At 35.2% G+C, this 14,176-nt stretch carries 15 protein-coding genes and 1 riboswitch; of the genes, 5 read left to right on the forward strand and 10 right to left on the reverse strand.

Annotated elements, in window-relative coordinates; genetic code table 11:
* Positions 1 to 8 precede the first annotated feature (8 nt).
* Positions 9 to 108: riboswitch (purine riboswitch) on the reverse strand.
* A gap of 40 nt (positions 109 to 148) precedes the next feature.
* The 6 genes from HNQ37_RS05395 to HNQ37_RS05420 all read right to left on the reverse strand — a co-directional run bounded on the left by HNQ37_RS05395 (position 149) and on the right by HNQ37_RS05420 (position 4,933).
* Positions 149 to 1,528, reverse strand: a complete 1,380-nt coding sequence (locus HNQ37_RS05395; protein ID WP_221289072.1) for an MATE family efflux transporter — start codon at positions 1,526 to 1,528, stop codon at positions 149 to 151.
* Between the two features lie 233 nt (positions 1,529 to 1,761).
* Positions 1,762 to 2,520, reverse strand: a complete 759-nt coding sequence (locus HNQ37_RS05400; protein WP_183540083.1) for an SDR family NAD(P)-dependent oxidoreductase — start codon at positions 2,518 to 2,520, stop codon at positions 1,762 to 1,764.
* Positions 2,521 to 2,548: 28 nt separating this feature from the next.
* The gene (locus tag HNQ37_RS05405; protein ID WP_183540085.1) at positions 2,549 to 2,899 is read right to left on the reverse strand and encodes an arsenate reductase family protein; all 351 of its coding nucleotides are present in this window, start codon (positions 2,897 to 2,899) and stop codon (positions 2,549 to 2,551) included.
* A gap of 4 nt (positions 2,900 to 2,903) precedes the next feature.
* The gene (gene arsC, locus HNQ37_RS05410) at positions 2,904 to 3,317 is read right to left on the reverse strand and encodes an arsenate reductase (thioredoxin) (protein WP_183540087.1); all 414 of its coding nucleotides are present in this window, start codon (positions 3,315 to 3,317) and stop codon (positions 2,904 to 2,906) included.
* Positions 3,318 to 3,327: 10 nt separating this feature from the next.
* Positions 3,328 to 3,906 carry a dihydrofolate reductase family protein gene (locus HNQ37_RS05415; RefSeq protein ID WP_183540089.1) on the reverse strand — a complete coding sequence of 193 codons (579 nt, stop codon included), beginning with the start codon at positions 3,904 to 3,906 and terminating at the stop codon, positions 3,328 to 3,330.
* A 367-nt stretch (positions 3,907 to 4,273) separates the two neighbouring features.
* On the reverse strand, positions 4,274 to 4,933 hold the full coding sequence (locus HNQ37_RS05420) for a uracil-DNA glycosylase (protein ID WP_183540091.1): 660 nt from the start codon (positions 4,931 to 4,933) through the stop codon (positions 4,274 to 4,276).
* Between the two features lie 316 nt (positions 4,934 to 5,249).
* On the opposite strand from HNQ37_RS05420, the gene HNQ37_RS05425 reads away from it, so the two are divergent.
* Positions 5,250 to 5,771 (forward strand): MarR family winged helix-turn-helix transcriptional regulator, encoded by a 522-nt coding sequence (locus HNQ37_RS05425; RefSeq protein WP_183540093.1) that lies wholly within the window; start codon positions 5,250 to 5,252, stop codon positions 5,769 to 5,771.
* A 3-nt stretch (positions 5,772 to 5,774) separates the two neighbouring features.
* Positions 5,775 to 6,140 (forward strand): rhodanese-like domain-containing protein, encoded by a 366-nt coding sequence (locus HNQ37_RS05430; RefSeq protein ID WP_183540095.1) that lies wholly within the window; start codon positions 5,775 to 5,777, stop codon positions 6,138 to 6,140.
* Positions 6,141 to 6,359: 219 nt separating this feature from the next.
* Here HNQ37_RS05430 and HNQ37_RS05435 read toward each other — a convergent pair whose 3' ends face one another.
* The 3 genes from HNQ37_RS05435 to HNQ37_RS05445 are packed head-to-tail and all read right to left on the reverse strand — an operon-like array spanning position 6,360 to position 9,226.
* Entirely contained in the window at positions 6,360 to 7,502 is a 1,143-nt protein-coding gene (locus HNQ37_RS05435; RefSeq protein WP_183540097.1) for a cation:proton antiporter, read from the reverse strand.
* A gap of 30 nt (positions 7,503 to 7,532) precedes the next feature.
* Positions 7,533 to 8,756: an APC family permease gene (locus HNQ37_RS05440; protein WP_183540100.1), complete on the reverse strand. Its 1,224-nt coding sequence runs from the start codon at positions 8,754 to 8,756 to the stop codon at positions 7,533 to 7,535.
* On the reverse strand, positions 8,753 to 9,226 hold the full coding sequence (locus HNQ37_RS05445) for a MarR family winged helix-turn-helix transcriptional regulator (RefSeq protein ID WP_183540102.1): 474 nt from the start codon (positions 9,224 to 9,226) through the stop codon (positions 8,753 to 8,755). Before HNQ37_RS05445 ends, HNQ37_RS05440 begins: the two co-directional genes overlap by 4 nt.
* Before the next feature lie 641 nt (positions 9,227 to 9,867).
* Between HNQ37_RS05445 and trpS the strand changes: the two genes are divergently transcribed.
* A complete protein-coding gene (gene trpS, locus HNQ37_RS05450) occupies positions 9,868 to 10,893 on the forward strand; it encodes a tryptophan--tRNA ligase (protein ID WP_183540104.1) in 1,026 nt (341 codons plus the stop codon).
* Positions 10,894 to 11,007: 114 nt separating this feature from the next.
* Positions 11,008 to 11,676 carry an HD domain-containing protein gene (locus tag HNQ37_RS05455; protein ID WP_183540110.1) on the forward strand — a complete coding sequence of 223 codons (669 nt, stop codon included), beginning with the start codon at positions 11,008 to 11,010 and terminating at the stop codon, positions 11,674 to 11,676.
* Positions 11,677 to 12,094: 418 nt separating this feature from the next.
* Here HNQ37_RS05455 and HNQ37_RS05460 read toward each other — a convergent pair whose 3' ends face one another.
* Positions 12,095 to 12,670: an NADPH-dependent F420 reductase gene (locus HNQ37_RS05460; RefSeq protein ID WP_183540106.1), complete on the reverse strand. Its 576-nt coding sequence runs from the start codon at positions 12,668 to 12,670 to the stop codon at positions 12,095 to 12,097.
* Positions 12,671 to 13,353: 683 nt separating this feature from the next.
* Here HNQ37_RS05460 and HNQ37_RS05465 point away from each other — a divergent pair.
* On the forward strand, positions 13,354 to 14,007 hold the full coding sequence (locus HNQ37_RS05465) for an NAD(P)H-binding protein (protein WP_183540108.1): 654 nt from the start codon (positions 13,354 to 13,356) through the stop codon (positions 14,005 to 14,007).
* The last annotated feature ends 169 nt before the right edge of the window (positions 14,008 to 14,176 follow it).

The raw sequence follows: 14,176 nt of genomic DNA on the forward strand, positions 1-14,176 counted from the left end.
AATAAAAGGTCAGTAAAAAGCACCTTTATTGTCCCACATTACTTTGGTGTGAGGTAGAAACGCCCTGCCATATCCAGGGTATAAATAAATTGGACTCATCTTAACATGTTTTTGTGAGCGGGTCAAGGAGATAGACCAAGCTTTTATTTTACGACACAGTCTTAAGCTTTGTTTTTACCCATTCTCTCTGATTATTTCTAATCTTTTTTCTAGCATAGAAAAAGATCATTAACTGAAAAATTCCTGCTAAGCCCCATGTAATCGGATAACAAATGAACAAAATAAGTTCAGTGTGCACTGTGGTAAAAATTGTAAGGAGCCAGACAATTCTAAAAAGACAAGCGCCAATAAGCGTTGCAAGCATTGGTGAAACTGAATAGCCCATCGCTCGAGTTAAGCCTGGGAAGACATTCATGACACCATTTGTGAAATACGCAATTATAATTACTGTTAAGCGTAGCACACCCAACTTAATGACTGCATTGTCTGTTGAAAAAATCCCAATAATTTGCTTATCAAATAAGAGAGTAAAACCACCCAGTAATATCCAAGTAGCAAAAATAAAAAGAAGGCAAATCTTGGCAATTCTATCAATTCTGTCAAACTTTTTAGCTCCAAAATTTTGCCCAGTAAATGCAATTGCTGTATTGTAGTAAGCAGTCATTGGTGTCCCAATATAATTTTCAACATTACTCGAAGCGGCACTAGCAGCCATCATTGTTGCTCCAAAAGAATTCACTGCCGATTGAATAAGGACATTTGAAAATGAAAAGAGGAAACTCTGCATACCAGCAGGTAACCCAATTTTTATTATTTCCATCATTTTATCCTTGTGAATTCTTAATTTTTTTAAATGAAGCCGGATCATATCATGAGCTACCAAAAGTTTATGAATAAATAGATAAGCTGCAATATATTCTGAAATAACTGTTGCAATCGCAACACCAGCCACACTCATATGAAAGCCAATCACAAAAATAAAATTGAAAATAAGATGAATCACACCAGCAATCAATAGAAAATACATGGCTGTCGAACTATCTCCAATTGCCCGCAAAATACCTGCAATAAAATTGTAAATCATAGTTGCAGGCATAGCAATAAAATAAATTGTCATATAAGTCTCTGACAAACCTATTACATTTTGTGGTGTCCCCATTGCAACAAGAATAGGACGACAAATAGCTATTCCCATTATCATGACAGCAATCCCTGCAAGAGCACCAATTACCATTGAAGTGTGAACTGTCTCACTTACATCTTTATACTTGCGAGCTCCCATGTCCTGAGCAACAGTTACAGTAATACCGACCGATAAGCCCATAAAAAGACCAATAATTAAATTGATGAGTGAACCTGTTGCTCCAACAGCAGCTAATGCATTACTACCAGAAAACCTACCGACCATCACCATATCAGTTGTATTAAAGAGGAGTTGCAAGATGTACATTCCCATTATTGGTAAAGAAAATACTAACATTCGTTTGAAAAGCGGACCTTCTAGCATGTTTGTATTGGGCGTAGCCATTAAATAACCTCTCCTTTTTTTCATAGTAATAATATTTTATCAATTGGTAAAATGATTAATCTCAAAGCTTTGCATTAGGCCACAATAAATACTATTTGCAGTTCTAATTAAAAACTTCGACATTTCATCTGTCGAAGTTTTCATTTTTGTGGATTCGCAAAAATTTAAAATCATTAACCCTGAAATAACCGATACTCATGACTCTATCACTTTTTGATCTATCGGTCAACTGATTAGTTACGTTTGTAATCTCTGGCCGAAGCTTGTGCCTTCGGTAAAATCAGTAGATCAGCGATTTGAACATGATCTGGTTGGCTAATTGAATAGTAAATGCTATCAGCAATATCCTCTGCAACCAATGGCTCAAGTCCATCATAGGTCGCATTTGCCTTTTCTTCATTACCTTTGAAACGTACCAAAGAAAATTCAGTTTCAACTAAACCAGGTGCAATATTGGTAACTTTAACGCCTTCATTCAACAAATCAATACGCATGGCTTGAGAAATTGCATCTACTGCGAATTTTGATGCATTATAAATGTTTCCATTTGGGTATACTTGTTTACCCGCAATTGAAGCAATGTTTACAATATGGGCTTGCTTGTTTTTCATCAAAAACGGTAAAACCGCCTTTGACACATAGAGAAGTCCTTTAACATTGATATCTATCATAGCGTCAAAATCATCCAAATCCGCATCTTGGAAGCTCGCTAAACCATGTGCATTTCCTGCATTATTTACCAAGATATTGATGGCTGATTTCCAATCTTCTGACAAGCCGGTAATAGCTGCAAAAACAGCTGCACGATCACGTACATCAAAATTCAGAGTTTCCACCTTTACTTTAGTGGAAAGTTCTTCTTTCATTGCATTTAATCGTTCTTGTCTACGACCAGTAATAACAAGATCAATCCCGTGATCCGCAAAAAGTCGAGCAGTTGCTTGACCAATTCCGCTGGTTGCACCTGTAATAAACGCTGTTTTCTTTGTCATTTTGTTCTCCTTATTTAATTGGCTTAAATCACAAATCTTCATATTTTTCTTTGTTATACCCGATTTGCACAACATGATCTTCTTTCAAGACCAATGGTCGCTTAACCAACATGCCATCCGAAGCTAACATTTTAGCCGCTTCTTTTATTGTAAAATTTGGAACCCTATCCTTCAAACCAAGCTCTCGATATTTAATTCCACTTGTATTGAAGAATTTCTTCATTTCAAAATCTCCCTGCTTCATCCATTTTTCGAATTGATCCGCTGAAGGAGTGTTTTGAATGAGATCACAGGTCTCATAACTAATATTCTTTAATTCCAATTGCTTTTTGGCTTTTTGACAGGTTGAGCACTTAGAATACCAGTAAAATTGATACATTTCCTTATACGCTTTCTATATCTTTCAGACGTTGTACACGTTGCTTTATGTCATCGCGTACCCGGCGAAATTCTTCCATAATTTCTTCTTTAGTCCCTATCGCCCTAGCTGGATCTGGTAAATCCCAATGTTGTTGAGCATGCCCTAATGGAATCATTGGGCATTTATCACGTGCATCTCCACATAAAGTTACAATTAAATCTGCCGCGTTAAAATAGTCAAGATCAATTAGAGTTGATTTATATTTTGATATATCAAGCCCATCTTCAGCCATCACTTGTACTGCTTTAGAATTCAATCCATGGGTTTCAACTCCAGCAGAACGAACCTCCCAGCCTTCCAAAAATTCATGACCATAGCCTTCAGCCATTTGGCTGCGGCATGAGTTCCCTGTACATAAAAAGTATATTTTTTTCATATTAAATCTCCTAATCGCGGATTACTTTATAATCTAAGCTTAAAGCGCCTGAGGCTAAAACCTTACTTCGAACTAATTTCAAATTCTCTTGGTGCTCAAAATTTTTAAACAATTTCAAGCCTTGTCCCACAATCACAGGAGAAATTGTTAGTTTATATTCATCAATCAAGTTATACTTCATCAGCTCATGCGCCAGACGTGGGCTTCCCAGAATCAACATGTCTTGTCCAGGCAGTTCTTTCATTCTTCTGATTTCCCCAGATAAATCTTCTTTGACTAAGTGGCTATTTTTCCAATTGACTTGATCTAAAGTTCTTGAAAAGACAACCTTCTCAACATTTTCAATCCACTCAAGATGATTTTTTTCGTAATCTGTCGACTCAGGATTTGTACGAATCGTTGGCCAGTAGCTATACATGCCCTCATAAGTTCCACGCCCCCAAATCACTGTATCAACCGTTGACAAAATATGCTTTGTTTCCTTTTCCAAGTCATTATCATAAGCTACATAACCAATATCCATGGCTCCATTTGGTCCTTCAACAATACCATCAAGCGATGAATGCAAAAATAATACAAGTTTCCTCATTTTAACTTAACTCCTTTTATTCTATTTAAGCATGATTCAGAGCCTCATTGTGCTTATGCCAATTTACAAAGAGCACACTTAGCATTTATATACTAATTAATCTCTTTAAATTTATGCCAATCTTCTAAAAGTGAATTCCGAATGGCTAGAATTTCCTTTCATAGTTTGAGCCCCTTGGAACTAAGTCCACCAAAGTTAAATCACTAGCTTCTCAACCAAAGAAGGAACCAACCTTACCCTATTTACATTTGAAAGAAGCACAACTTGGGAAATCGGATTTTGTGATGACTGACCATTTAATAGAATGGACAGTTGTTTGATTAAATAAAGATTACATCTTTAGAGCTGAGTTTTTTGATCTAGAATTTTACTTGCTCCAATCAATCGGACTTTGACCACTTTTAATTAAAAAATCATTAGCTCTGCTGAAAACACCTGAACCAAAAAATCCACGACTAGCTGACAAGGGCGAGGGGTGCGCTGATTGTAAAATTAAATGCTTACCCGAGTCAATCAAACTAGCTTTTTTTCGAGCAAACCCTCCCCAGAGAATAAAAACTTTTGGCCGTTCATCATCTGCCGCAATCTTAATAAGCTCATCAGTCAGAGGTTCCCAAATTTTTCCAGAATGAGCATTAGACGAGAAGGCAGGAACTGTTAGTACAGCATTCAGTAATAAAACACCTTGTTCTGCCCAGCCGGTCAAATCTGAAGTTGTTTTATTAATCCCCTCCTCGGCCAATTCTTTTTTTATATTAACAATAGAGTCAGGCCTTGTAACTTTAAATGTCTCTGGATAAGAAAACGCCAGGCCCTGTGCCTTCCCAGGCTGCGGATATGGATCTTGGCCAACGATCACCACTTTAGTATCAGCCAAGGCAGTTAATTCAATTGCTTTAAAAATTTTATCCTCTGCAGGAAAAGTTTGTCCATTTAGATAGGCATCGTTGATAAAAGCCAACATTCTAGTAAAATATTCCTTGGGTAAACGATGACGTAAACTTTGTGACCAATCCGTTTTATTCATAGTCTAATTCTAACATAGCATGAGTATAGCTTACTATTTTTTTGTTTTTAATAGTAAAAATAGACATTAAAAGATATACTCTAGTACTTGTTTTTGGATATAAAGTACTCTTTTGCCCTTTTCTCTTCATAGCTCTATTTTGTTATTCAAGCTTATCAAATAATCTATCTGATCTGAATCCTATTAAGGATTATTGCAATAAAATGTTGCAAAAACAGCCAGAATATTATGGAAAAATATGCTAAAGCTTATTTCTTGATAAAAGATTATGGAAGTATATAATATAGTTAGCTAGCAAATTAAATAAGGAGGTGTTTTGGAAAATTTTAAATTTATAGATAGGCCAGATAGCGAGCGTATAAAAGCTACTGCTGAAGAGTACCATGAAATTGATGAAAATTTAGTATTGAACTTTTTGAATTTTCAGTGGACCTATCGAGAGATGCAAAAACAATATGATGCTTTATTAAGTCAATTTAACTTAACAGAGTCTAGATTTATTATATTAATGTTTTTGAAAAGATCTCCAGAAAATATGCTGCTCCCATCAGATATCTCTCTAAAGCTAGGCGCTTCTAGGCCTACAGTAAGTAAACTTTTAAAAGCTATGGAACAAATTGATTTGGTAGAAAAAATTACCTCTTCTAGCGATAAAAGATCAGCTTATTTTAAGATTACAAATAAAGGTAATGAAACATTAAAAGCCTTTATGCCACACAATTTTGAAGCAGTTAAAACAATTTTTAGTCAGTTAGACTTAAAAGACCTTGAAAACCTCAAGCACTTATTAAAAGCAATTAACCAAGGAACTTTAAAATTACAGAAAGAAATGGAATAAATCATGGAAACAGAAAAAATAGATTTATTAAAAACTTATCTTAGCTTATATATTAACCACACAGTCGTTTTGGCGGATCTTGATAAAGAAGATTCAAAATATGTCGTGCTTGATGTTAGAAACGCACCAGCTCAAATTAAGAAAGACCAAATAAAGGGAGCATTTGCCATACCGGCAAAAGACTTAAAAAATCACATCAAAGAATTTGATAAAGAAAAAATTTATGTTGTTTATGACTGGACTGCGGGTACCACTTTAGGTAAAGAGGCATTGCTCATTCTTCTATCAGAAGGCTTCAAAGCCTATGAGCTTGCTTGTGCCTTAGAAGGATGGAAAGGAATGAACCTTCCTATCGAGGAAATACAGTAAAATACAATATTTTAGCTAAAAACCACTTGACATAAGTCAAGTGGTTACTTTTATTTTCAAGCCACTTTTGATTTTTTTATTGACAGGACGAGAAGTAAGCATAACAAGAGCTATTAGCATGCATTTTTTAATTAAAATGAACACTAAATATCAACACTCAGCCAGCTGTATTATTTTGAGAAGTGCTTAGTATACCATCTTGATGATTAATAAAATTTTCTAGTGCCTATCTTTTGCTTTGCTCTTTATAGCTAACTTCATAAAGAAAGGAGCAAGTAGGGTAACCAGAATTATAACGATAACCAACTCGGAATATAAGTCATGACTAATAATTGACGCTGCAAGCCCAATTTGTGCCACTATCAATGCCATTTCTCCCCTAGATATCATGCCTGTCCCAATCAATAAACTATCCTGATGGTTTAATTTTAAAGCTCGACTCGTAAGATAAACCGGAAGAAATTTTGTCAACACCCCCAAAATTACAAAAAGTAAAATGATCATAGGGTTCTTTAAAACGCTATCCAACCGGACAGAAGTCGCTATTGAAACAAAGAAGACTGGAATAAATACAACATAACCAATCACTGATGTATATTCTTCAATTTTATGCGATAGCTCAGTTTGGCTAACAGCAAGCCCAACGAAGAAGGCACCAATGACAGCTGACATACCAACAGCAGTCGCTAGCAAGCTCAAACTTAAGCACAAAATTAAAGCAACTGTTGTGTGTTTAGCATAAACAGGAATCATTTCAACAAATTTCCATAATCTGGGAAGTATTCTGTGGAATAGAAAAAGAAATAGAAAGAAAAGAATTTCTAAACCAAATTTAACAATAAGATTGGCATTACCTTCCTGAGTTGATGAAAAGATTGAAAGTAAAAATATAGCGAGAATGTCATCCACCACCGCTGCACCAAGAATTATAGAACCAGCCTTGGTCGAAAGTTTACCATATTCTTGCAGAACTTCCACTGTAATTGAAACTGAAGTAGCCGCAAAAACTATTCCATAAAAGAAACTCGTCGTTAGAGTATAATTCAAAATTTGGGCAACTAACCAAAAAACAATAAGTGGCCCAATTACTCCAGCTATCGCTACAAGCATTGAAAATTTAAAATTTTTCTTTAATAATGAAAGATCACTTTCAATACCTGCTAAAAACATTAACAAGATTACACCAATTTCGGATAAAACCTCAATCGTCTGACCGCCATGTATCCAGTTCAAAACAGAAGGAGACAAGATAATGCCAACCAACATTTGACCCACAACTGCTGGAATTTTTAGTCTTTTTGAGCAGATCGTAGCAATTAGAGAAGCAATTAATATGATCGTAATTTGTAAAATATCAGACATAGCATGATTATAGCATTTTGAGAAATTAGACTAGATAGCTTGTAATAATTTAATTACAAAATAAATAAATGAAAGTATGATTAAGATTCCAAAACCAAATTCAAGCACTTGAAGATTGAAACTAAACAATAATATAATCGAGAGCAGGATCGTTGCTAAACCAACTTTAAAAAATTTTTCCTTTATGTTTGAAATTCCCGTAGAAAGATATTGCACGAAACTCATAAATACAGTCAATCCACTTAGAAACACGAAATTTCCAATTGAAAATAGAATTGCTGCAGTGAAAATCGTAAGAAGTATCGCCAGAGTTGCCGCGCCAAATTTGTTCTCCTGAGCAACAATGCTGGGCACATCTTCATGATCCTTTGCTAAGCTTGCCAAAATAACTGGGGCATTGAAGGTTGCCGTAATGATAACTCCCAAAATTGAGATACATATTCCCACAATAATAACTGGAAGACCAAGATTGCCAAACAATTTTTCAAAGGCAATCGCTGCAGGAACTGCATAGTTAGGCAATGTTGAACCAAGTACTCCAATGGTAATTGCATGAATTGCCACATAAACCCCCATACAAGTCAAAATAACAGCCACAAGCATTATTGGCAAGGTTCGTCTTGGATTCCTCATTTTCTCAGCATTAACTGGTAAAAAGGCAAAACCAGGGAAAAAGAAGAAAACTGCGCCATAAGCTGCTAGAAACCCGTTAATTCCTCCCGTAAATGCAACATTCGAAAAATTGACCTTATGCGTAAACCAGATAGTTCCAAAAACAAACAAGAGGACGATAGCTATCTTTACAATTGATGTCAGGTTATCTAGCTTCGAAATTATACCAGACCCAAAATAAGAAACTAATCCTAATGCAAGAATGAGCCCTAGTCCCAATTCTTTAACTGGGAGCTTATTATCCAACATCTGGCCAGCCGTCATTAGAGCAGCCACTTCTGCTGCCAAAGTTACAGTGCTTTGAATCCAGACTCCCATGCCAACGATATAACCTGCAAAAAGTCCAAACGTATCCTTGGCATAGACGAAAGCACCCCCATTTTCCGGGTAAATTCTTGCCATATTTGCATATGAAAATGATATGACTAAAATCGACAAACTTGCTAATATTATTGCTAATAAAGATAGAGTACCTGCATCTTTATAGATTTTCCCAGCGAGAAGGAAAATACCAGACCCGATGATTGAGTTAATTCCAAGCAAGAATACTGCAAACGGGGACATTAGTTTATCATTCTTCATTCAGCAAACTCCCCATTAAGTTGCGCAAGGAAGCGAAAGACAGTTTTTAGATCTGACTCTGAAAACTGATCCGATACCTTTTTAAATCTGTGGCTTTGCTCACTATTATATAATTCTCTAACTTGAGCAATTGTTTCCCCATCAAGCGTATTTTGAATAAAAAATTCTTTTTTATTGCTTGGATGAGGGATTTTTATTACCAATCCATATTTTTCTAATCGTGCAATGGATTTTGAAATTGCACTTTGTGTAACGTCAATTCGTTCAACTATGTCTTTTGCGCGGAAATTTTCTCCCTTGTTAGCATACAGAACAGTCAAATCTGTCTTACTTAACTTTTGGTAAACATCAAAAAGTGGGGCCGGAAGTTCCTCATGAAATAACTTTCTAAGTTTTTGAAGATCGTGATCTTTTGAAATAATACGCTTTAGTTCTTTACGAATTTCTACGCGAAGTTCTTTTTTCTTCATTTTAAATTCCTAGGATTCTATTATAGTGCTGTGTTAATAATATCATATTATTTATATATTCTAGGGAATTAAAATTTTAGCATCATTGAGCTTACTTTAAATGGTCAACTAACATACAGCTATATAGAAGTAATTGAGTTCCCTTCTACTAAGGTCAGCAGGTTTACATTTTTCTAACTCTCGTTTTAAAGATTCAGAAAATGGTTGGCACATTAAATTTATACCTGAATGTAATCAACTTCGTTTAGCTCTTTTATCCATAAAGGACTTGGTCCTAAAAACTCTCGAAGCAATTATTTCAAATTATTACTCCCTTCTTGAACACATCTTTTTTAACCACTTGATCTCTCAAACAATTTCGTGTAAGCACTACTCCTATTAGCTAATCCAGCCTTCAATTTGACAAAATTATCAAAAGGGGTTAGAATTTCACTATCAGAAAAGTAGCTTTTGCCTGAATCTATAGAAAGTTGGTGGTTGTGCGAACCAACGTTTTCGGAAAGTGAAATTGGGTCTGAAATTTTTTAAGAATTTGTAAGCAAAAATCTCAAAAGATATAAATCACGGTGGTACCGCGCTTAAGCGCCCGTTGGCAATTAGTTGCCATGGGTTTTTATTTTATAAATTTTAAGGAAAATAGAATGTCTAAACCAATTATTCTCACTGGAGATCGTCCAACCGGAAAACTCCATATCGGTCACTATGTTGGCTCCCTTCGTCGCCGCGTAGCTATGCAAAATGAAGGAATCTATGATACTTTCGTTATGATGGCTGATATGCAAGCCCTGACTGATCATGCCAAAGAACCTGAAAAAATTATTGAATCTATAGGTAATGTTGGGCTTGACTACTTAGCCGCTGGGCTGGATCCTGCAAAGACAACCATCTTTTTACAAAGCCAGATACCAGAGTTGGCTGAACTCACCATGTACTATATGAATTTGGTCAGTCTTAGCCGCGTTTTACGTAATCCAACTGTAAAGACAGAAATTGAACAGAAGAACTTTGGTGAAGGTGTTCCCTCTGGTTTTGCCATGTATCCAATTTCTCAAGCTGCTGATATTACTGCCTTCAAAGCAACACATGTTCCTGTTGGTAATGATCAAGCCCCAATGATTGAACAAACACGTGAAATTGTTCGTTCCTTTAATCATACCTATAATTGCGAAGTTCTTGTTGAACCATCTGGGATTTATCCTGAAAATGAAACGGAAGGTCGTCTTCCCGGTCTTGACGGCAATGCTAAAATGTCAAAATCACTCAACAATGGTATTTACCTAGCTGACGATGCAGACACCTTGAAGAAAAAAGTGATGAGCATGTATACCGACCCGACCCACGTCAACGTGGCTGACCCTGGTCACATTGAAGGTAACATGGTATTTCACTACATGGATGTCTTCGGTCAAACGGAAGATCAAGCCCAAATTGCAAAAATGAAGGAGCACTATCAGATAGGGGGACTTGGAGATGTTAAGACAAAGAAGTTCCTGCTTGAAATTCTTGACCGCGAGCTCCGACCAATTCGCGAGCGACGGCTTGAACTCGCCAAAAATATGGATTATGTTTACGAAGTACTGAAAAAAGGTTCCGAAAAAGCAGAAGCCAAAGCTTCCCAAACGTTAGACGAAGTAAAATCTGCTATGGGAATTAATTATTTTAAATAAATTTGAATAAAGAAGTCCTTTAAGGCTTCTTTATTTTTTAATTCTGATGAATTTAAAAAAGATATAGGCTATAATTAAAATGAGAAGTTAAGTAAAATGATTGGAATCGGAAAGATGATTGACCTAGATAAAATTGCAAACTTTGCACGAGAAATTCATTCTGTTAATAACAATGGGCATGCCTTTGATCATATTGAGCGTGTTGTTGCCTTAGCAAAAAAAATACTTATTGCTGAAACATCAGCTGATGACGAGTTAGTCCTTGTCTCCTGTTATTTGCATGATACGTATGATGAAAAACTAACCACGGATGTTCCAGCCCAAAAAGCAAATGTTAAGGCTTTTTTACTCACTCTTACGAATGAGGTATTCATTGAAAAAACTTTTGAGATTATCGACCATATGAGTTTTTCCTCTAACTTGGAACAAAAATTCATTCTTGATATTAATGGAAAAATTGTTCAAGACGCCGATCGTCTTGACGCTATGGGAGCCTGGGGAATTGTTCGCACCCTCGAATATGGTTGGTCACGAGGACGTGAGTTTTACAATCCAGATATACAAGTACAAAAATATCTTTCCAAATCCGACTATCACGGTCAGGAAAAAAATACTACAATTAATCACTTTTATGAAAAGTTATTCTTGTTAAAAGACTTACTAAATACTGCAGAAGGTCAAAGACTTGGCTCTCAGCGTCACCAAATTATGCTAGACTTTGTTTCTTCTATTGAACGGGAATATGATGAAACTCACCCCTCAGCTTTTCATAAAAACTTGTAGAAATGGCAAGACTCTTTACGGCCAGCCATATCTTGTAATCAAATCAGATTTTATTTTACTAGAAAATTCAACTTATTGTGATTTATGTAGAAAACATCAAACCAACAAGTATTTGGACGGAGGAACCAACAACACTCAACCTTTATTGTTAGAATAAGATCTTATGCACTAGTAGTAACTTTTGTGACTTTTATTGCCGGAAAACTCCCAGTTTAATCAAAATATTTCATTTTATAATAAAGCCAAACTATTCTGATTTCCTTAACCTTGAAATAAAAAATACCACATAAGGTTTTCAATACCTTGATTTTTGAAACCTTAACTTGACAGTTCACGAAAAAATCATATTGATTTTTTCTTTCAATACGATTTATTATAGAGTACTTATTATTTGCTTCTTATTTTTTTAAATCTTCACTTACCCAAAAATTCCAAATCCGCCGACCCAAGAGATTTTTTCAGAACCAGCTAAAGCAATTTGAAGGAATCCCATTGCTTCAAGCTCGCGAGCTCTCTTCAATGAACCAGCATCTAAAAGATTTAAGCCACTCCCATTAAGTGCAGCCACAAATTTTTCTTTAGCCTCATTACTATCACTTGCAAATAAAACTGTTGTCTGATGTTCATTTGCTACTTTTTTGGTTGCTAATGTATTCGCAAAGTTTGTATTAAAAGCTTTTAAAACTAATGAATTAGGTAATTCGCTCGAAATAATAGCTGCTGCAGAACTATCAGCGGGTACAACTAAGCCATCAAATGTATCAAAGTTAACTGGATTAGTGATATCCACAACAACTTTTCCAGACAACTCTTCTTTATAAGCTCCAATAATCTTCGACACTGCTGAATAAGGCACAGCGAGAACTATCAAATCACCCAATTCGGTCTTCTCTGAATCAGACTGAATATAGTTTACCTTATTTCCGGCCTGCTCAAAATTTCCACCTATTGCTTGCCCCATGTTTCCTTTTCCAAAAATAGTTACACTTACCATGAAATCACCTTTTCCTTATTAATTAAATTATTTTATTTAAAATTCAATAAAGGTATAAGTAAAATAGTCAGATTAAGTGATTCACCTTATTACCAGCAACAAAATCAAGAACTACTTAATAACTTATCTTTATTATGAAATCATTATAACACCTAATTTTAAGAAAATAAACTATTTTGTTTACAAACGTAAACGAACAATAATCTTTATAAACTCTTTGATAATAAGTAAACACTGTTTTGGCGTTTACATCAATTTCTTCCTATAGTGATAAGTTATCAATTAATAAAATTTTGCATACTACTTTCTTATAACTTATATTTTTTTATAATTCTGCGCACCCAACTTTTTGTCTCTCATGAAATTGCTTCATCGGATTTGCAAGATATCTCCTCCATCAAAATTTTCTCTAACCACTTTGTTATAATCTAAAATACATCAATATCAATCAGTTGAGTTATTAAATATTTAAAGAATGCCTTTCGCATCTTTAAATGCAGACAAAGTGGATCAGTGGCAAGTTTTTTTCTAATGTCATAAAACCTTTCTCATTCTATGGTGCTTGCTTTTTCCAATATCCGCTTTCGATATTGTGCTATAATTTGAGAAACCTGATAAATGACAAATGTAAACATTCTTTTTGAGTCAGAATCAGATAAATTTGAATTAAGAGGTCATAACTTATGAAAATTGGAATAATAGGTGCTACTGGGATGGCTGGGTCTGCGATTTTTAAAGCTGCTCAAGAAGAACAATTTGACGTTACTGCAATTGTAAGAAACTCCGACAAAGCTTATAAATTATTAGGCAATAACATTAACATTTTAGAAAAAGATGCTTTCGATTTAACCAGAATTGATATTCAAAATTTTGATATCATTGTAAATGCTTTTGCGACGAGCCCTGATAAGGCTTATCTACACATTGATTTGGCTTCTAAGCTTGTAAGTCTTTTAAGAAACACAAGTGAACCCCGTCTAATTTTTATACTAGGCGCTGGAAGTTTATATACTGGTAATGGTGATGATCAACATCTTCTATTCGAGGATATCCAGAAAGACTCCTCAACTGCGGCTTGGAGAACCATACCTGAAAATCAGCTCTACGAACTTGAATTTCTACAAAATGTTAAAAATGTAAATTGGACTGGGATCTCTCCTGGTGTCACTTTTGTTTCGGGTAAGTCATCCGATGAAATACTTTATGGAACTGATTTCCTTTTAAAGGATTCTGAGGGTAAATCCGAAACCACTTCGGGGACCATGGCTAAAGCTATTCTAAAAGAAATTAAACAGCCTGAACATTTAAAAACGCGGTTCACGGTTGTGAATGGTTAATGATTATTTCCTGAGCTTAAGTGATTTAGCACAATTCGTAATAATAAATTCAAAATTGTAAAAATAGAAAAGTAGGCAAATTGCAAATTTAATTTAGCCACCCCGATACATCTGAAATGGTGTCTGATACTTGAACATTTTTCTTGGATAACAATTCATCCAAGTCTCA

The sequence above is a fragment of the Lactovum miscens genome, assembly GCF_014202895.1.
Taxonomy (GTDB): domain Bacteria; phylum Bacillota; class Bacilli; order Lactobacillales; family Streptococcaceae; genus Lactovum; species Lactovum miscens.